Source organism: Nocardioides sp. (assembly GCF_031422975.1).
Classification (GTDB): domain Bacteria; phylum Actinomycetota; class Actinomycetes; order Propionibacteriales; family Nocardioidaceae; genus Nocardioides.
The window spans coordinates 12,050-30,493 of the sequence record NZ_JANPEO010000545.1; the positions used below are offsets into that span (position 1 = coordinate 12,050).

21 protein-coding genes and 1 other RNA gene are annotated in these 18,444 nt (G+C 69.9%); 21 read left to right on the forward strand and 1 reads right to left on the reverse strand.

Annotated features, from left to right (window positions below):
* The first annotated feature begins 6 nt into the window (after window positions 1-6).
* The 14 genes from ligD (RMO85_RS16245) (at window position 7) to prfB (ending at window position 11,299) form a co-directional block, all read left to right on the forward strand.
* On the forward strand, window positions 7-939 hold the full coding sequence (ligD, locus tag RMO85_RS16245) for a non-homologous end-joining DNA ligase (protein WP_310529762.1): 933 nt from the start codon (window positions 7-9) through the stop codon (window positions 937-939).
* A complete protein-coding gene (gene ligD / locus RMO85_RS16250) occupies window positions 936-1,829 on the forward strand; it encodes a non-homologous end-joining DNA ligase (protein ID WP_310529763.1) in 894 nt (297 codons plus the stop codon). Before ligD (RMO85_RS16245) ends, ligD (RMO85_RS16250) begins: the two co-directional genes overlap by 4 nt.
* Before the next feature lie 77 nt (window positions 1,830-1,906).
* Window positions 1,907-2,599 carry a response regulator transcription factor gene (locus RMO85_RS16255; protein ID WP_310529764.1) on the forward strand — a complete coding sequence of 231 codons (693 nt, stop codon included), beginning with the start codon at window positions 1,907-1,909 and terminating at the stop codon, window positions 2,597-2,599.
* Window position 2,600: 1 nt separating this feature from the next.
* Window positions 2,601-3,794: a HAMP domain-containing sensor histidine kinase gene (locus tag RMO85_RS16260; RefSeq protein WP_310529765.1), complete on the forward strand. Its 1,194-nt coding sequence runs from the start codon at window positions 2,601-2,603 to the stop codon at window positions 3,792-3,794.
* Between the two features lie 136 nt (window positions 3,795-3,930).
* Complete coding sequence (locus RMO85_RS16265; protein WP_310529766.1) at window positions 3,931-4,404, forward strand: hypothetical protein; 474 nt, start codon at window positions 3,931-3,933, stop codon at window positions 4,402-4,404.
* Between the two features lie 138 nt (window positions 4,405-4,542).
* Window positions 4,543-5,796, forward strand: coding sequence for an ATPase, T2SS/T4P/T4SS family (locus tag RMO85_RS16270; protein ID WP_310529767.1), 1,254 nt, complete (start codon window positions 4,543-4,545; stop codon window positions 5,794-5,796).
* Window positions 5,796-6,650, forward strand: coding sequence for a type II secretion system F family protein (locus RMO85_RS16275; RefSeq protein ID WP_310529768.1), 855 nt, complete (start codon window positions 5,796-5,798; stop codon window positions 6,648-6,650). The genes RMO85_RS16270 and RMO85_RS16275 overlap by 1 nt, the downstream gene beginning before the upstream one ends.
* Window positions 6,647-7,588: a type II secretion system F family protein gene (locus RMO85_RS16280; protein ID WP_310529769.1), complete on the forward strand. Its 942-nt coding sequence runs from the start codon at window positions 6,647-6,649 to the stop codon at window positions 7,586-7,588. Before RMO85_RS16275 ends, RMO85_RS16280 begins: the two co-directional genes overlap by 4 nt.
* A gap of 57 nt (window positions 7,589-7,645) precedes the next feature.
* Window positions 7,646-7,843, forward strand: coding sequence for a hypothetical protein (locus RMO85_RS16285; RefSeq protein WP_310529770.1), 198 nt, complete (start codon window positions 7,646-7,648; stop codon window positions 7,841-7,843).
* 54 nt (window positions 7,844-7,897) lie between these two features.
* On the forward strand, window positions 7,898-8,245 hold the full coding sequence (locus RMO85_RS16290; protein ID WP_310529771.1) for a TadE/TadG family type IV pilus assembly protein: 348 nt from the start codon (window positions 7,898-7,900) through the stop codon (window positions 8,243-8,245).
* Entirely contained in the window at window positions 8,242-8,727 is a 486-nt protein-coding gene (locus RMO85_RS16295) for a hypothetical protein (protein WP_310529772.1), read from the forward strand. The genes RMO85_RS16290 and RMO85_RS16295 overlap by 4 nt, the downstream gene beginning before the upstream one ends.
* Complete coding sequence (locus RMO85_RS16300) at window positions 8,724-9,167, forward strand: pilus assembly protein TadG-related protein (protein ID WP_310529773.1); 444 nt, start codon at window positions 8,724-8,726, stop codon at window positions 9,165-9,167. The genes RMO85_RS16295 and RMO85_RS16300 overlap by 4 nt, the downstream gene beginning before the upstream one ends.
* A gap of 75 nt (window positions 9,168-9,242) precedes the next feature.
* Window positions 9,243-10,034 carry a hypothetical protein gene (locus RMO85_RS16305; protein WP_310529774.1) on the forward strand — a complete coding sequence of 264 codons (792 nt, stop codon included), beginning with the start codon at window positions 9,243-9,245 and terminating at the stop codon, window positions 10,032-10,034.
* Between the two features lie 149 nt (window positions 10,035-10,183).
* Entirely contained in the window at window positions 10,184-11,299 is a 1,116-nt protein-coding gene (gene prfB, locus RMO85_RS16310) for a peptide chain release factor 2 (protein WP_310529775.1), read from the forward strand.
* Window positions 11,300-11,365: 66 nt separating this feature from the next.
* Here the strand turns inward: prfB and RMO85_RS16315 are convergent, their stop codons facing one another.
* Entirely contained in the window at window positions 11,366-11,998 is a 633-nt protein-coding gene (locus RMO85_RS16315; RefSeq protein ID WP_310529776.1) for a hypothetical protein, read from the reverse strand.
* Between the two features lie 75 nt (window positions 11,999-12,073).
* Here RMO85_RS16315 and ftsE point away from each other — a divergent pair, with 75 nt between their 5' ends.
* From ftsE to ssrA, 7 genes are all read left to right on the forward strand, one after another.
* Window positions 12,074-12,763, forward strand: coding sequence for a cell division ATP-binding protein FtsE (ftsE, locus tag RMO85_RS16320; RefSeq protein WP_310529777.1), 690 nt, complete (start codon window positions 12,074-12,076; stop codon window positions 12,761-12,763).
* Window positions 12,764-12,790: 27 nt separating this feature from the next.
* Entirely contained in the window at window positions 12,791-13,702 is a 912-nt protein-coding gene (gene ftsX, locus RMO85_RS16325) for a permease-like cell division protein FtsX (protein WP_310529778.1), read from the forward strand.
* 89 nt (window positions 13,703-13,791) lie between these two features.
* A complete protein-coding gene (locus RMO85_RS16330; protein ID WP_310529779.1) occupies window positions 13,792-15,036 on the forward strand; it encodes a peptidoglycan DD-metalloendopeptidase family protein in 1,245 nt (414 codons plus the stop codon).
* A 36-nt stretch (window positions 15,037-15,072) separates the two neighbouring features.
* On the forward strand, window positions 15,073-15,561 hold the full coding sequence (gene smpB / locus RMO85_RS16335; RefSeq protein ID WP_310529780.1) for an SsrA-binding protein SmpB: 489 nt from the start codon (window positions 15,073-15,075) through the stop codon (window positions 15,559-15,561).
* A complete protein-coding gene (locus RMO85_RS16340) occupies window positions 15,561-16,451 on the forward strand; it encodes an amidohydrolase family protein (protein ID WP_310529781.1) in 891 nt (296 codons plus the stop codon). Before smpB ends, RMO85_RS16340 begins: the two co-directional genes overlap by 1 nt.
* A 61-nt stretch (window positions 16,452-16,512) precedes the next feature.
* Complete coding sequence (locus RMO85_RS16345; RefSeq protein WP_310529782.1) at window positions 16,513-17,604, forward strand: nitroreductase/quinone reductase family protein; 1,092 nt, start codon at window positions 16,513-16,515, stop codon at window positions 17,602-17,604.
* 60 nt (window positions 17,605-17,664) lie between these two features.
* Window positions 17,665-18,033: a transfer-messenger RNA gene (gene ssrA, locus RMO85_RS16350) on the forward strand.
* Window positions 18,034-18,444 lie beyond the last annotated feature (411 nt).

The window sequence follows — 18,444 nt, forward strand, 5'->3', positions numbered from 1 at the left end:
ACCGCCATGCGTCCGATGCTCGCCACGAAGGGCACCCACGTCCCGACCGGTCCGGAGTGGATGCACGAGGTGAAGTGGGACGGCGTGCGCATCCTCGCCGACGTCGCCGCCGGCAGGGACGGTCGCGCTCGACTCTTCACCCGCAACGGCAACGACGCATCACTCGCGTGGCCGGAGATCCACCTCAGTCCCCTCGGCGATCGTGACGTCCTCGTCGACGGCGAGATCATCGGCCTCAACGACGAGGGTCTGCCCGACTTCGGTGTCCTGCAGGAGCGGATGCACGTGCGCTCGGCGAGCACGGCCGCGCGGCTCTCGGAGCGGACCCCCGCGACCTACATGGTCTTCGACATCATGCGCCTCGACGGGGAGGACCTGACGGCGCTGCCCCTCAGCGAGCGCCGTGCGCGGTTGGAGGGACTCGGTCTCGACGGCTCGTGGCAGGTCCCTGCGGCGTACGACGACGGAGCGATGCTCCTCAACGCGACCCGACAACAGGGACTGGAGGGGATCGTGAGCAAGCGGCGCTCCTCTCCCTACACCTTCGATGCCCGCAGCCCGCAGTGGGTCAAGCTCGCCCATCGGCACCGGTACTCCTACGTCGTGGCCGGGTGGCGACCGCAGGAGGGGACGAGGGACCGGCTGGCCTCGGTGCTCGTCGGAGAGCCGACGGCCGACGGCCTGATGTATCGCGGGCGGGTGGGCAGCGGCATCGGCGGCGCCGCGAGTCGGCTGCTGACCGAGCTCGTCAAGCCGTTCGAGATGAGCGAGTCGCCCTTCGCCGACGAGGTGCCGGCCGTGGACGCGGCGGGCACGCACTGGGTGGAGCCGCGCGTCGTGATCGACGTCGACACCCTCAGTCGCAGCCCGGTCAAGCGCCTGCGCCAGCCGTCGTATCGCGGCGTCCGAAGCGACATCGGCCCGGGGGATCTGAGATGAACGAGATCCACGTCGACGTCGACGGCCGCACCCTGAAGATCAGCAACCTCGACAAGGTGCTCTATCCCCGTACCGGCACCACCAAGGGCGAGGTGCTCAACTACTACGCCAGCGTCTCCCCGGTGCTGCTGCCGCACCTGCGCGACCGGGCGGTCACCCGGATCCGTTGGCCCCACGGGGTCCAGGGCGACAGCTTCTTCGAGAAGAACGCGCCCGCCGGGACCCCGTCGTGGGTGCGGACGGCGACGGTGCCGACGACCGGGAGTCGCGCGAAGTCGGACGGCGGCACCTTGCGGTTCCCGATCTGCGACGACCTCGCCACGTTGACGTGGCTGGTCAACCTCGCGGCGCTCGAGCTGCACGTGCACCAGTGGCAGGTGACGAAGGCGGGAACGCCCCGCAAGCCCGACCGCCTCGTCATCGATCTCGACCCGGGGGAGCCGGCTGGCCTGCACGAGTGCTGCCAGGTGGCACTCAAGGTCCGGTCCGCGCTCGCCGAGCGCGGACTCACGTGCAGCCCTGTCACCAGCGGCAGCAAGGGCCTCCATCTGTACGCCGCACTGCCCCGACGCCTCGACAGCGACGGCACCACGGCGCTGGCCAAGGAGATCGCCGAGGACCTGCAGAGGGCCGAGCCCGGGCTGATCACCGCGACGATGACGAAGGCGAAGCGGCCCGGCAAGGTGTTCTTGGACTGGTCGCAGAACGCCGGGTCCAAGACCACCATCTCGCCCTACTCGCTGCGCGGGCGCGAGCGGCCCACGGTGGCCGCCCCCGTCACCTGGGACGAGGTGGAGCTCGGCGCGGAGGACCCCCTCGGGCTCGAACAGTTCCGTTTCGAGGAGGTTCTCGAGCGGATCCGAGAGCACGGAGACCTCTTCGACGCCTGAGTCTCCGGGCCTTTCAAGCATCGTGTGGTGGCGGGTTGGGTCCCGACTGGGGGGGCAGGCGCCCTATGCTCGGCCGTATGGCGCAAGTTCTCGTCGTTGAGGATGAAGAAGACATCGCATTTCCGCTTGTCCGCACGCTTGAGCGCGAGGGCTATGACGTCACCTGGTTGGAGTCCGGTCGCAAGGCTCTCGCGCACCTGGTGCTCGAGTCCCCCGACATCATGATCTTGGACCTCGGCCTGCCCGACATGGACGGTCTCGACGTGTGCCGGGCAGCCCGCGAGGGTGGTTTCGACGGCGGCATCATGATCGTGACCGCCCGTGCCGGTGAGCTCGACCGGGTGGTGGGCCTCGACTTCGGTGCCGACGACTACCTCGCCAAGCCGTTCGGCCTGGCCGAGCTCCAGGCGCGCGTGCGTGCGTTGCTGCGCCGCAGCCAGTCGGGCCGGGGCGAGGAGGCGTCCACCACCACGGAGACCGCCAGCGGGCTGCGGATCGACAACGATGCCCGCCGCGTCACCATGGACAAGACCGAGGTCGCGCTGACCGCGAAGGAGTTCGACGTACTCGCCCTCCTCGCCGCCAGCCACGGCAAGGTCGTCTCGCGCGAGCAGCTGATGAGCGAGGTGTGGGACGAGAACTGGTTCGGTTCCACCAAGACGCTCGACGTGACCATCGGCCGACTGCGCAACAAGCTCGAGGAGGCCGGCGCGAAGGATCGTGTCGTGGCGATTCGCGGAGTGGGATTCCGGCTCGAGAGCGAGACCTGACATGCGAGGCCGGCTCACCCTGGCCTTCGTGTGCTTCGCCTTCGTCATGGTGGGCCTCGCGGGAGCCATCCGCCTCAACGCGCTGGCCGAGGTCACCCGCAGCCATGAGCTCGAGGGGCTGACACTCAACGCACGTTTCATCGGCACGCTCGTCGAGGACCTGGAGGCCGACGGGCTGCCGGTCACCCCTGACCGGTTGGCTGCCTACGTGCTCGACGAGACCGAGCTCACGATCACCAGGGCGGGATCTGCGCCGGTCACCGTCGCCGACCCCGGGTTCGATACCGGGGCCAGGGACGAGGCGATGCGCGTCGATGAGACGGTGGGGTCCACCACGGTCAGCGTCGCCCAGGACGCCAGTGTCCTGCGCGAAGAGACACGGCTGACGCAGGGACCGCTGCTGGCGCTGCTGTTCGCCACGGTGCTGATGGCCGGGCTCGTCGGGCTCGCCGTGTCGACCGCGCTCGCGCGGCCCTTCAGGCGACTCGCCGAGTCGGCTGCGGCGCTGGGCCGTGGTCGCTTCGACTTCGAGCCGCCGAAGTCGACGATCCCCGAGGTCGTCTCGATCGCCACGTCGCTGAAGACCAGCGCGATCCAGCTGCAGGACTCCCTTCAGCGCGACCGGGAGTTCTTCCACCACGCCTCGCACGTGCTGCGCACGCCCCTGACGGGGTTGCGGCTCGAGCTGGAGGAGCTGAGCATGCGCGATGATCTCAATGCCGAGGTCCGCCGGGCCGCGGCTCGGTCGCTGGCCGACGCCGAGCGCCTCGAGGCCACCGTGACCGATCTGCTCAACTTCGCTCGCGCTCGGAGCCTGGTTGCGGGGGCGGAGGTCAGCGTGTTGACGCTGGGCTCCGACGTCGCCCAGCGCTGGCGCGACCAGCTGCCGGAGTCGCGTGAGGTCCGCGCCTACGTCGACGGCGGCCCCGAGTTCACGCTGACACCCGGACCGGTCGAGCAGCTGGTCGACAGTGTGGTGCGCGACAACACGGTCAACGGGACAGGGGCGGTGACGCTCCGCTTCGCCGGCCAGCAGGAGCACGTGAAGGTCACGGTCAGCAGCGGGCCCGGCAGCAACGGCGGGCAGGACCGCCCCAGCGCCAAGGTGGCCGAGACGATCGCCGAGGTGCTGGGTGGGCGCTGCCGGGGCGACGCCACGTCGGGCGAGCTGGAGATCCTGCTCCCACGCCGCTGAACCCTTGGGCGTCACGTGGTCGGGTGTTACCTGATCGTGGACGAGAGCAACCACCGTGTGGCCCACTGCTCCGTACCTTTGCGTGATGTCCTCTCTCTCGCTCCGGGAGTGTGGTGCATCAACGCGGAGTCCCAGCATGTCCTTGGAGTTGCCTGTCTGCTCGCGTCGCCGCTCGCGGCGGGCGCGGCGCTGGGCCACGAGCATCGCCGGTGGCCTGGGCGCCTTGGCGATGGTCGCGTTCGTCGTGCCGGCAGCGTTCGGGCTCTCCCGCTACACCGTGACCGACGATGCGATGGGCGGCACCATGCATCGCGGCGCGGCTGTCTTCGCCAAGTCGCTGCCGGTGGCCGACCTCGAGATCGGCGACGTCATCACCTACCCCAGTCCCGGGCCCGGAGGCGTGCTGGTCACCCGCCGCATCGCCGACATCAGGGCGGGGGTCATCTGGACCCGCAGCGACAGCACCGGCGTCGTCGACCCCTGGACAGTGACGCCCGAGCGGTCGACCCAGGCGCGGGCGGTGGTCGGCATCCCCTATGCGGGCTACGCCTACGACGCGATCGACGGCGGAGCGCGGCGCCTGTGGCGGACGGTCTCCGGCCTGCACTGAATCGTCCTGGGGCGGGTGGTGCCCGTGAGGTCGGCGCCAGGATCGAGGTTGTCCACAAGGCGACGTTCACAGTGGTGGTCGGGACCGTCCCTCGTCTAGCCTCGTGCCCGTAGCACCGTCTCGGACAGGGGACTCCACATGACGCTGACGCGTCCGGACACGCATGCCGACCTCATCGAGGAGCTCGATGCGCGGGTGCGCGAGCAGGTGCGCACCGAGGGTGTCGACCCCCAGCGCGACGCTCCGCTCGTCCGGCGGATCGCCGAGGACGTCGTACGCCGCCACGACGAGCGCAGCCTGACCGGTGCCGTGGTCCCGGTGGCCGACCCGGGTGGTGTGGTGGGCGAGCTGATCGCGCGAGTCTCGGGCTTCGGCCCGCTCCAGCCCTTCCTGGACGACCCCGAGGTGGAGGAGGTCTGGATCAACGACCCGAGCCGGGTGTTCATCGCGCGGCGTGGGAGGCATGAGCTGACCAACCTGATGTTGTCCTCGGCCCAGGTGCACGAGCTCGTCGAGCGCATGTTGAAGTCGAGCGGGCGACGCATCGACATCTCGCAGCCGTTCGTGGACGCGATGCTGCCCGAGGGGCATCGGTTGCACGTGGTGCTCGAGGGCATCAGCCGCGGGTTCTCCGCCGTCAACATCCGCAAGTTCGTGGTCCGTGCCAGGCGCCTCGACGACCTCGTGGAGCTCGGCAGCATGTCGGGCCGGGCTGCGGCGTTCCTCGACGCCTCGATCCGTGCAGGCCTCAACGTGCTCGTCGCGGGCGGGACGCAAGCGGGCAAGACCACCTTCCTCAACTGCCTGGCCGCCTCCATCCCCGGCGGCGACCGCGTCGTGTCGGCCGAGGAGGTCTTCGAGCTGCAGTTCAGCCACCCCGACTGGGTGCCCATGCAGACCCGGCAGTCGGGCCTCGAGGGCACGGGGGAGATCCAGCTGCGCGACCTGGTCAAGGAAGCCCTGCGCATGCGTCCCAGCCGGGTCATCGTCGGGGAGGTCCGGGCCGAGGAGTGCCTCGACCTGCTGCTTGCGCTCAACGCGGGCCTGCCCGGCATGTGCACGCTCCACGCCAACAGCGCGCGCGAGGCCCTGGTCAAGATGTGCACCCTGCCGCTCCTCGCGGGGGAGAACATCTCGGCGCGTTTCGTGGTGCCGACGGTGGCGAGCTCGGTCGACCTGGTCGTGCACCTCGGCATCGACGCGCAGGGTGTTCGCCGCGTCAACGAGGTGGTCGCCGTGCCGGGGCGGGTGGAGAACGACATCATCGAGGTCGAGACGATCTTCGAGCGCGTCGGCGGTGAGCTGCGTCGCGGCGCCGGGACGCCGGCGCGACTCGAACGCTTCGAGCGGATCGGTGTCGACGTGCACCAGATCCTCAACGGAGTCCACTGATGGGTGCCCTGATCGGCCTCGGCGTCGGCCTCGGCTCGCTGCTGATCTGGTCGGCGTTCTTCCTGCCCCGCACTGCCCCGACACCCAAGCCGGGTGGTGGTCGCGCGCGCCAGCTGTTGGCCAGCGCCGGGCTGGGCGACGTGTCGGTCACCAGCCTCACAGTCCTGTGCGTGATCTTCGCCGCGGTCGCGTTCGTCGTGGTCCAGGCGGTCTCGCGGACCGTGCCGGTGGCCGTCGCGTTCGCGCTGATGGCGGGTTACGCGCCGATCGCGGTGGTCAAGCAGCGTGCGGCCAAGCGGCAGCGCGAGTTCGCCGAGGTGTGGCCCGATGCCGTCGACAACCTCGCCAGCGCCGTACGCGCCGGACTGTCGCTGCCCGACGCGCTCTCCGCCCTCGGCACCAACGGGCCCGAGGCGCTGCGCGACTCGTTCGAGCAGTTCGCCCTCGACTACCAGGTCACCGGCCGCTTCCACGAGTCGCTAGACCGGCTCAAGGTGCGGCTCGCCGATCCTGTCGGCGATCGTGTCGTCGAGGGGCTGCGGATCGCCCGCGAGGTCGGCGGCGGCGAGCTCGGACGGCTGCTGCGCAACCTCTCGGGCTACCTGCGAGACGAGGCGCGCACCCGCTCCGAGATGGAGTCCCGCCAGGCGTGGACCGTCAACGGAGCGAGGCTGGCGGTTGCCGCACCCTGGGCCGTCCTGCTGCTGATGTCGTTCCAGTCCGGCTCGGTCACCGCCTACTCGTCCGGAGCCGGCGTGGTGGTTCTGGCGGTCGGCGCCGTGCTGTGCCTGGCCGCCTACCGGCTGATGATGCGCATCGGCAGGCTGCCCGTCGAGCGACGGATCCTGGCATGAGCACCTCGCTGTGGGGCGCGATCCTGGGCGCAGCCGTCGCCGCGGGGGCGCTGATGGTCGCCGCCCGGATCGCGGTGATCCGCCGGCCGCAGCTCGCGCTGCGCGTGCTGCCCTACGTCCGCGACCTCCCGCAGGTCGGGCAGACGCCCAACCTCAAGGTGACGTCGTCGTCGCCGACCGTCGCGGCCGCCGGCATCTTCGGCCCCTTCCTCCGCTCGGCGGCCGACCTGGTCGAGAAGGTGCTGGGTGGTGCTACCTCGGTGCGTCGCCGGCTGGAGCGAGCGGCGATCCGCAAGACCGTGCACGAGTTCCGGATAGAGCAGGTGCTCTGGGGGCTCGCGTGCTTCGGCCTCGTCGCGGCCTATTGCCTGATCCGCGCATTGTCGGGCTCTGCCGATCCGATCACGTCGCTCCTGCTGTGTGGCCTCGGTTTCGTGTTCGGCGTGATGGCCCGCGACCACCGGCTCAGCAGCCAGGCGACCAACCGCGAGCGACAGATCATCGCCGAGTTCCCGACGGTGGCCGAGCTGCTCGCGCTGGCCGTCGCCGCAGGCGAGGGCCCGGTCGCCGCGCTTGATCGCGTCGTCCGCCGCAGCGGGGGGGAACTGTCCGCCGACCTGAGCCGGGTGCTGGCCGAGATCCGCACCGGCACACCTGTCGCAGCTGGCTTCGACCGACTCGCCGCGACGACGGGACTGCCGCTCGTGGCCCGCTTCGCGACGGGCATCTCGGTCGCCATCGAACGCGGCACGCCGCTGGCTGACGTGCTGCACGCGCAGGCCGCCGACGTACGCGAGGCCGGCCGCCGCAACCTGATCGAGACGGCCGCGCGCAAGGAGGTGGTCATGATGGCGCCGGTCGTCTTCCTGGTGCTGCCGGTGACCGTGCTCTTCGCCTTCTTCCCGGGGGCCGTCGGCCTCAGCCTCGTGGTGCCCTGAGCGTCACATGTCCACACCCACACCTGTCATGTCCGATCAACCCGAACGGGGATCTCGATGAAGGAAACGACTCTCGACCAGCTGCTGCGACTCTACGTCGCCGTCACCGCACCGCGGGCGCGCGACGAGCGCGGTGACGTGCCCGGATGGGTGATGGTCACCGTGATGACGGTCGCGCTGGCGATCGCCATCTTCACCTTCGCGCAGGACCCTCTCAAGGCCCTGCGCACGCGCGCCTTCGACTCCGTCAGGTAGCTCATGTCCCGCCGAGCCGGATCCCGTGCGCGATCCGAGCGAGGCAGCGCGGTCGTGGACTTCGTGATGATCCTGGTCGTGCTGCTGCCGCTGTTCGCGGCGCTGCTCCAGCTCTCGCTCGTCCTGCACGTCCGCAACACCCTCTCGTCGGCTGCCGCCGAGGGAGCGCGTCGTGCTGCGGTCAGCGGCGCGACGATGCGCGACGGCAGGGCGAAGGCGGCCCAACAGATCGAGGGCACTCTCAACGAGAGGTACACCCGAGCCATCGACATCCATCCGACGACGATCGGTGGCGCTGCGGCCTACGAGGTGGTGATCACCGCCGAAGTGCCCGCACTCGGCCTCGGCGGGCCGGCCATCGCCCTCGAGGTGAGCGGCAACGCCATCATCGAGGCGCCGTGATCGCCAGCGTGCGCCGCCTCGGCACCCTCCGCGGCGAGCGGGGCAGTGCACTCGTCGAGTTCTGCTGGGTCGGGCTCATCCTGTTCATCCCGATCACCTGGATCGTGATCTCGGTCTTCGAGGTGCAGCGCGGCGCCTTCGCCGTCAACGGCGCGGCGCGGGCGGCGGCGCGCGCCTTCGCGCTGGCGCCCGACGACGCGACCGGCGTCGTGCACGCCCAGGCCGTGGTCGACCAGACGCTGGACGACCAGGGCGGCCCGGGGCAGACCGGGACGGTGCACGTGTCCTGCGAGCCGTTTCCTCATGACTGTCACACCGGCACGTCGCTGATCACGGTCCGGATCGATTCCGGAGTCACGCTCCCGTTCCTGCCGGCGATCCTCGACGACGCCCAGCGCTCGTTCAGGCTGACCGCGAGGCACACCGTGCCGATCGGCCAGTTCGTCGCCGTACCGGACACGGTCGACGGGAGCCTCGGATGAGGCACCGCAACGAGCGGGGCTCGACCATCCCGTTGCTGGTCGGGCTCGCTGCCGTCCTGCTGATGGGGATCGCGCTCGTGATCAACGCGTCGTCGGCCTACCTCCAGCGGCAGGGCCTCGACACGTTGGCGGACGGAGCGGCGTTGCGCGGCGCCGACCTCGGCGCTGCCGGGGTGTACGGCGAAGGCGGACTGACGCAGACACGGCTGCTGCAGGAGCAGGGTGCCGTCGAGAAGGTGGTCGCCGCCTACCTCCAGTCCATCGGCGCGGACCAGACCTACCCCGGGCTCGAGGTCAGCGCCCGGGTCAACGTGGCGGACCGCTCGGTGACGGTGCTGCTCGAGGCGCCGGTCGAGCTGCCCCTGCACATCCCCGGAAGCCCGATGAGACCCGTCGTCGGGGCCAGCAGCACGGCCGCGGTGACGATCCAGACGGACTGAGCCACAACTAATCGGCGTGCTGACGCATCACCCTTGCAGCAGGCCCACGAGGGCAACACCGACAGGGAGAATCCAATGAACCGACTGATCGCCGCCGGCGCGGGACTCGCACTCATCGCCACCCCGCTCGTTGTCACCACGGCCACCGCGAGCGACACGACCGCCGAGCGCACGGCACCGGCCTATTCCGTCTCCGCCGCGATCAACAAGGCGACCGCCATCGCCAGGGAAGACACCGTCAAGATCCGCGGCAAGGTCAGCCCGAAGGCAGCCGGCGACAAGGTCGTCCTGCAACAGCGCATGGCGAACAAGAAGGCGTGGTCGGTCTCCGGGACCGCCAAGATCAAGGCGAACGGCAAGTTCCTGCTCAAGGATGATCCGACCACGGCTGGCACCCGCTTCTACCGCGTGCTCAAGCCCGCAGCGGGCAAGCTCGCCAAGGGTGTGAGCAGGGAGCTCGAGCTCGTCGTCTACGCCTGGGAGAAGCTCGGCTTCCGCGCCAACGGCCCGTTCTCCAACGTGACCGTCAACACGGCCACCATCGCGACCGAGACCTTCCCGGCCAGCATCGTCTCCACCACCTTCGGCCCGCCCGGAGCCATCGAGTACACGCTGGGCAGGAAGTGCCTCAAGCTGCGTGCGACCTACGCGCTGACCGACGACACCGCCACCGGCGGCACCGGCACCGTGGCCCTCAAGGTCGACGGCACGGTCGCGTTCGCGGCGGGCCTCGCCGTCGGCGATGTCCTCGAGGACGTGCAGTCCGACGTCACCGGCGCCTTCCGCATCAAGTACGAGCTGGCCGCTTCTGCCAACCCCAGCGCCGTGGTCGCGGTCGGTTCGCCCGAGGTGCTCTGCACCAAGTAGCCCAGTCTCGCTCCCCACTTCCCGTTCGGGAGCGCAGGAGTCGGGCCGCACCGCCCGACAGATCCGCCCGGAGTCAGCCGTCTCGTCGGTTGGCTCCGGGCGGTTCGCCGAATCGACGGCCCTCGGCACGCCCCGTAGTGTTGCCCCTTGTGGCAGGCACCGACTTCGACCAAGAGATCAAGCAGCTCCAGGCGACCATGAGCACCATCGGCCAGGTCCTCGACCTGGGCAAGATGCGCGAGGAGATCGTCGACCTCGGCGACCAGGTCGCCGCCCCCGATCTCTGGGACGACGTGGACAACGCCACGCGTGTCACCGGCCGCCTCTCGGCAATCCAGGGTGAGCTCGACAAGTTCACCGGCCTCGAGTCCCGCATCGAGGACCTCGCCCTCATGGTCGAGATGGCACAGGAAGAGGGCGACGCCGCCACCCTCGAGGACTCCGACCGGGAGCTCACGCGGATCAAGAAGTCCGTCGAGTCGCTCGAGATCCGCACCCTCCTCAACGGCGAGTACGACGCCCGTGAGGCGCTGGTCAGCATCCGCTCCGGCGCCGGTGGCGTCGACGCGGCCGACTTCGCCGAGACCCTGATGCGCATGTACGTGCGCTGGGCCGAGCAGCACAACTACCCCGTCGAGGTCTACGAGACGTCGTACGCCGAAGAAGCCGGCCTCAAGTCTGCGACCTTCGCCATCCACGCGCCCTATGCCTACGGCACGTTGTCCGTCGAGGCCGGCACCCACCGCCTCGTCCGGATCAGCCCGTTCGACAACCAGGGGCGCCGCCAGACGTCGTTCGCCGCCGTGGAGGTCGTGCCGGTGCTCGAGACCACCGACGAGATCGACATCCCCGACGAGGACATCCGCACCGACGTCTACCGCTCCGGCGGCCCCGGCGGCCAGTCGGTCAACACGACCGACTCCGCGGTGCGACTCACCCACATCCCCACCGGCACCGTCGTCTCCTGCCAGAACGAGAAGAGCCAGCTGCAGAACAAGGCCTCGGCCATGGTCGTGCTCAAGGCCAAGCTGCTCGCGCTGAAGAAGGCCGAGGAGAAGGCCCACCTCGACGGCCTGCGTGGCGACGTCCAGGCGTCGTGGGGCGACCAGATGCGCAACTACGTGCTCAACCCCTACCAGATCGTCAAGGACCTGCGCACGGGCTACGAGTCCGGCAACCCCAGCGCGGTCTTCGACGGCGACCTCGACGGCTTCCTCGAGGCCGGCATCCGCTGGCGCCGCGGTGGCGAGAAGGCCGACGCGTAGGCGTCTGCGCCTCAACGGGCCGCCACGGTGGGCGCCGGCGCCGCGTGACCCCTCGCGCGGGTCGCGTCAGGCGGTGCGCAGGGCTTCGAGTACGGCGACGCACCACTCGCCGACGCGAGCGGTGTCATCGCCTCCCGAGACGGGCAGGCCGCTGATCTCGCAGCCGACCCAGGCGTCGCCGACCAGGCCGTGGAAACGGACCAGCTCCGCGCCGCCCCCGCAGTGTTGGGCCACGCTCGGGCGCCCCAGCGCGGGGGCCATCTCCAGCCGCTCGCACTTCTTGCCCACGGCTTCGCGGGCGAAGTCGGCCGCGCGGTCCGCGGTGATCGGGGGAGCGAAGACCCAGGCGCTGGCGCGCACCGACCCACTGGTCCAGGAGCAGCCGAACTCGTTGCCGATGTCCGAGCTGTCCGGCAGCCGCCTGCCGGGCCGCCACGAGTCGTCAGCGGTCGACTCGCCGCCCAGCGCGGCCGCGACGGCGGCTTCGGTGACCCGCGCGCAGAACTCCCCCCGGACGGGCCGGACGTCGGCTGTGTCGTAGTCGGCCAGCGGCGTCGACTCCGCTGTGGGCTCTGCCGCCGGCTGCTGCGGGGCCGACTCGCCCGAGCACCCGGCCAACCCCAGGAGCAGCACAACGGTGCCGACGGCTGCCCTGACGGAGCGGGGCGAGCGCTGCGGCGTACGGGAGGAGGGGAGCACCGCGCCACCCTAATCCTGGTCGGCCCGCAGTCCGGGTTACGGAGATGGCTGGGTGCACCGCGTAGCCTCGGGGCCGTGATTCGCTTCGAGAAGGTCACCAAGACCTACCCCGGCCACGCCCATGCGGCCCTAGACCAGGTGTCGGTCGACGTCGACAAGGGCGAGTTCATCTTTCTGGTGGGCTCGTCGGGGTCGGGGAAGTCGACCTTCCTGCGGCTCGTGCTGCGTGAGTACCGCCCGACGTCAGGCCGGGTGTATGTCGCCGGCAAGGAGATCAACCGGCTCGCGAGCTGGAAGGTGCCGCGCCTGCGCCGGGACATCGGCACCGTGTTCCAGGACTTCCGGCTGCTCGGCAACAAGACCGTCTCGGAGAACGTCGCCTTCGCGCTGCAGGTGATCGGCAGGTCGCGCAGCGACATCGACAAGCTCGTGCCCGAGACGCTCGAGATGGTCGGCCTCACCGGCAAGGGTGACCGCCTGCCCGACGAGCTCTCCGGTGGCGAGCAGCAGCGCGTGGCCATCGCCCGCGCCTTCGTCAACCGTCCCAAGATCCTGATTGCCGACGAGCCCACCGGCAACCTTGACCCCACCACCTCGGTCGGGATCATGAAGCTCCTCGACCGGATCAACCGCACCGGCACGACCGTCGTCATGGCCACGCACGACGCCGGCATCGTCGACCAGATGCGCAAGCGGGTCATCGAGCTCGAGAACGGGCGCGTGGTGCGCGACCAGGCGCAGGGCGTCTACGGCACCTCCAACTGACCTCACTGACAGGACTGACACAGATCCATGCAGCTTCGCTACGTCTTCTCCGAGCTCGGCCAGGGGCTTCGCCGCAACCTCTCGATGCACCTGGCGGTGATCTTGACGCTCTTCGTCTCGCTGACCCTCGTCGGGCTCGGCGTGCTCTTCCACCTGCAGGCCGAGAAGGCCGCCGACCACTGGGGCAGCCAACTGCAGATCCAGGTCTCGCTGTGCACCGCTGAGGACAACAACCCGGCGTGCGTCAGTGAGGTCACCGATGCCCAACGCGACGCGATCACCGCGGTCATCGACGAGAACCCCGAGGCGGCCGGCTGGGACCTCGAGACCAAGGACGAGGCCTTCGCGAAGGTCAAGGAGCTCTACGGCGCCGACAAGTTCGAGGGCGACAACGCGGTCCTGACCGTCGATGACATGCCGCAGTCCCTGTGGGTCGAGCTCCAGGACCCCGAGCGGTTCGACGGCCTCGTCAGCGCGGTCGGCGGCCTCGACGGCGTCTCGGTCGTGCGCGACATGCGCCGCTACATCGAGCCCATCATCGGCTCCATCAACATGCTCCAGTGGGTCTCGATCGCGACCGCTGCGTTCCTGGTCCTCGCCGCCCTGCTCCTCGTGGCCAACACCATCCGGCTCGCGGCCTTCGCGCGGCGCAAGGAGATCGGCATCATGCGCCTGGTCGGCGCCTCGACGCTCTACATCGCGTTGCCGTTCCTCCTCGAGGCGCTGGTGACGGCGCTCCTCGGCGTACTCCTCGCAACGGGAGCCCTGGCGGCGTTCATGTACTTCGGGATCGAGCAGCGTGGCCAGGACAAGCTGAAGTTCATCCCGTGGATCGGGATGGAGCAGTACGGCGTCGCCGTGGTGGTCGTCGCAGTGCTCGGGCCGCTGCTCACCGTGCTTCCGACACTCGTGCTGACACGCAAATACCTCAAAGTGTGATCCGCACGGGTTAGGTTCGGGGCGTTCCCTTCCCCGAACACACGTAAGGCCTCCCGGTGCGCTCCTTCCCCCGTACCGCCCGCAGCCGCATGGCCGCAGCGACCGCTGCTGCTGCCATCGCTCTGGGCACGCTCTCCGTCCCGACCGCGTCCGCCGACGACCTCAAGGACCGGCAGAAGCAGGTCGAGAAGAAGATCGACCGCGCCCACGACCTCGTCGACGAGTCGAGCAGGGAGCTGCGCGAGGCCAGTCAGCGACTCTCGGCCGCCCGGAGCCAGCTCTCCGATGCGCGTACGGCGCTTGCGACCGCCCGAGGCAGGCTCGCCGTCGCCCAGGAGCGCGACGCGGCCGCGGCCGCCCTGCTCGCGCAGGCCGAGGCCACGTTGGCCGAGGCGCAGGCCGAAGTGGTCGCGGGGCAGGCCGACGTCGCCGCGCAGCGCGACGTGGTGGGCGACACGATCAAGCAGCTCTACGTCCAGGGCGACCCCGACCTGATGGCCTTCGCGTCGCTGATGGAGTCGGAGTCCGCCCAGGACCTCAACCGGCGCGCCGAGGTCAACGAGGCGATGGTCGACAAGCAGTCGCGCGACTACGACCGGCTGCAGGCCGCCGAGGTGCTCCTCGAGGTCCACGAGAACCAGGTTGCCGACGCCCGCGACGACGTTGCGGTCAAGCGCCAGGAGGCGGCGGCGAACCTCGCCGAGACCCAGCAGCTCGAGGTCGAGGCCCAGGGCGCCAAGGCGTCGGTCGAGACACTCGTCGGTGAGCGGGCCTCGGCCCGGTCCGAGGCGGCCAAGATCCGGGCCCGCGACGTGCACAAGCTCCAGCAGGCCGAGCGCGAGAAGGCAAGCATCGAGGAGCGTCTGCGCAAGATCGCGGCCCGGGCACTCGCGCGGGCACGCGCACGGGCCGCGGCCAACGGCCGGGTCGGCCCCACCAGCGGCCTGCTGCAGATGCCGGTCGGCGGCGGTATCACCTCGCCGTTCGGCTACCGGATCCACCCGATCTACGGCTACTGGGGCCTCCATGACGGCACCGACTTCGGTGGCGGCTGCGGCCAGGCCATCGTGGCCGCCGAGGACGGACGGGTCATCTCGTCCTACTGGAGCGACGTGTACGGCAACCGCCTGATCATCGACCACGGCGCCCTTGCCGGCGCCGGCATCGCGACCATCTACAACCATGCGGCGTCCTACACCGTGGGCACCGGCACGCAGGTCAAGCGCGGCGAGGTCATCGGCTACGTCGGCGACACCGGCTGGTCCACGGCCTGCCACCTGCACTTCACGGTGATGGCCAACGGCCGGGCCGTCGACCCCGCGAACTACTTCTAGGCGCAACCCGGTTGAGGCGTCTGAGAAGATGACCGAATGGCCGCCAAGGAGAAGGATCAGCGCAATCGGCTGATCGCGCAGAACAAGAAGGCCCGTCACGACTTCCACATCGAGGACACCTACGAGGCGGGGCTGGTTCTGCATGGCACCGAGGTGAAGTCCCTTCGGGAGGGCCGCGCCAGCCTGGTCGACGGGTTCGTCGACGTCGACAACGGCGAGGTCTGGCTCCACAACGTGCACATCCCCGAGTACGCGCAGGGCTCGTGGACCAATCACGCCGCCCGTCGCAAGCGCAAGCTGCTGCTCAATCGCGTCGAGATCCACAAGATCGAGCGCAAGATCGGCGACAAGGGCTACACCATCGTCCCGCTCTCCCTCTACTTCAAGGACGGCCGCGCCAAGATCGAGATCGCGCTGGCCAAGGGCAAGAAGGAGTACGACAAGCGCCACGCCCTCGCCGAGCGCCAGGCCGATCGCGAGAAGGAACAGGCGGTCCAGCGTCGACTCAAGGGCATCACTGACTGATGGCGGCCGACCATCCGGCGCTCGCCGTCCGCGAGTGGTGGACCCGGCTCGAGCTGCCGGGCCTGGTCGACATCCACACCCACTTCCTGCCGCCACAGGTGACCTCCAAGGTGCGCGCCCAGTTCGATGCGGCCGGTCCGCTCATCGGCCGCCCGTGGCCGTTGCACTACCGCGACACCGATGGCGAGCTCGTCGAGATCCTGCGGTCGTTCGGGCTCGCGCGCTTCACCGCGCTGTCCTACGCGCACAAGCCCGACATGGCCGACTGGCTCAACACGTGGGCGGCCGGCTTCGCGGCTCGCGTGCCCGAGGCGCTGGTGTGCGGCACGTTCTTCCCCGAGGAATCGGCCGCGGCGTACGTCGCAACGCGGCTCGACACCGTCGAGGTGTTCAAGATCCACGTGCAGGTGGGCAACTTCTCACCTCTCGATCCGCTGTTGGACTCGACGTGGGGACTCATCGCCGAGGCCGGCACCCCGGTCGTGCTGCACGCCGGCAGCGGGCCGGTGCCCGCGGCCCACACCGGACCCGGGCCCGTCGCCGACCTGCTGGCGCGGCACCCGCGGCTGAGGCTGGTGATCGCACACATGGGGGCGCCGGAGTATCGCGAGTTCCTCGAGCTGGCCGAGAGCCATGAGCGGGTGCACCTCGACACCACGATGGCGTTCACCGATTTCTTCTCCGAGATGGGCGGCGTCTTCCCGGCCGACCTGCTGCCGCGGGTGCGCGACCTCGGACTGGCCGGCAAGGTGCTGCTCGGCTCGGACTTCCCGAACATCCCCTATCCCTACCTCCACCAGCTCGAGTCGCTCGAGGCCCTCGACCTCGGCGACGACTGGCTGCGGGCGGTGTGCTGGACGAACGGGGCCAGGCTGTTCGGCGCCTCCTGACCCTTCGGGCGAGGACCTTCGACTCTGACCTCCCCGGCGGGCCGGACGATGGAATGCTCCCATGAGCAGGACCGCACGGACGAGGACCCGGCTCGGCGCCACCTCGCGGGGGAGCGAGGCGCCGACGGCGGTCCCGGTCGGCTGGGTCGCGGGCTGCGCCACCGCGGAGGCGGTGGGGATGACCGCCGCCGCGTTGGCCGCACGCGCCGCGGACCCGCTGTCCGGTGGGGTCGTCGGGTCCTCGCTCGCCCTGGCGTTCATCGTGCTCGGGGGCCTGGTGGAGGGGACCGCGCTCGGCGTCATCCAGGCGGTGCTGCTCGGTCGGGTGCTTCCACGGCTGCGCCGGCGCAGGTACGCCGCCGTCACGGTGCTCGTCGCAGGCCTGGGCTGGGCGGCCGCCTCGGCGCCCGGGGCGCTGGCCGGTGACTCCGGCGGCGAGTCTCCCTCCTTGCTGCTCGTCCTGCCCGGTGCCGCGGCCCTCGGCGTGCTCATGGGGGCGCTGCTCGGCGCCGCCCAGGCCTGGTCCCTGCGCGGGGCGGTCTCCCACCCGTGGCGGTGGCTGACCGCGAACGCGGTGGCCTGGGCGCCGGCCATGGCGGTCATCTTCCTCGGTGCCACGACCCCCGGGGCGAGCTGGCCGCTCCAGGCGGTGCTGGGTCTCGCGGTGCTCACCGGGGTGATCGCGGGCGCCGTCCTCGGGCTGGTGACCAGCTGGTTCCTCCCGTCGCTGGGCGGGACCTCGGTAACTGGCCGGGTGGTGCTGTGGCGCCTCGCCCGTCCACGCCCCGGACGACTCGCCGACCGCGTGGTCGGGCTCGAGGTGCGCGGCCGGCGAACGGGTCGGCGCTACCGCTTCCCCGTGGAGTACGCCGTCGACGGCGACGCGCTCGTCGTGGTGCCGGGGCACCCGCAGGCCAAGACGTGGTGGCGGAACCTCGGCAGCGGTACGCCCGTCGCCGTGCTGCGCTCCGGCGCCTGGTCACCGGCCGAGGCGAGCGTGCTGCGACCCGCCGACGCGGGGTACGAGACGGCCCGCGCGACGTACCTGCTCGGCCACCGGCGGCTGCGGCTGCCGGACGACCAGCCGGTGGTGAGGGTGGTGCCGAGCGCGGCTGTCGGGAATGGTGGCGAGCGGAACGACGTTGTTCTGTAGACTCACCACGTTGGTCGGATAGCCGCACAGAGGCGGAGTCCTGCCGGCGACAACTCAAGAGGGGCTGATCGGTTTCGACTTGGGACGTTAGTTCCAGGGGAAGCGGGTCGAGAAGCCAGCGTCATCTCGTAAACGATCGCTGGAAAACCATAGTTGCCAACTCAAACCGCAACGACTTCGCTCTCGCTGCCTGAGCAGTGATCGAAGGGTCTGACCGGGCACCCGTCCTCGTCCCGGACCCAGGCCTCATCTAGAGGACTTGCTGATCACTTCCGTCAGGAGGAGTGATCGGGACTTTTTCCTGACTGAGTCTGTCGGCGACGTGTCTGTGCGAGCGCCGGGACTGAGAAAACGACATCACTGACTGCACCCGGAGAAGACCTGGTTCGACGCTCGAGGACGCGGGTTCGATTCCCGCCAGCTCCACGGTGAGGTCTCCGCAGAATGAACGCGGATTCTTCGCAGAATTACCGGTCCCGGTGGGTCACCCCACCGAGAGCCAGCCCTCTTGAACCTCAGCCGCTTAGACTCCGGTCGGAGCGGCTGATGTGCGTGTTCATCGTCTGACATGTGGCTTCGCGCGACGCGGACGTCGGGCGGAATCCCCCGATGGTGGGGAGTCTGTGGACTGCGGACCTTCTCGCAGACCCGAGCCGACCACCTCATGGGTAGCGTCGTGAAGGGGCGCCGTACGGCGCCCATGCCCTGAATCGAGGAGTACTCACGTGCCGAAGATCTTGTTCGTCCTGACCGGTTCCGACCACTGGACTCTCACCGACGGGACCAAGCACCCGACCGGCTTCTGGGCCGAGGAGCTGCTGTCCCCGCTGCAGGTGTTCT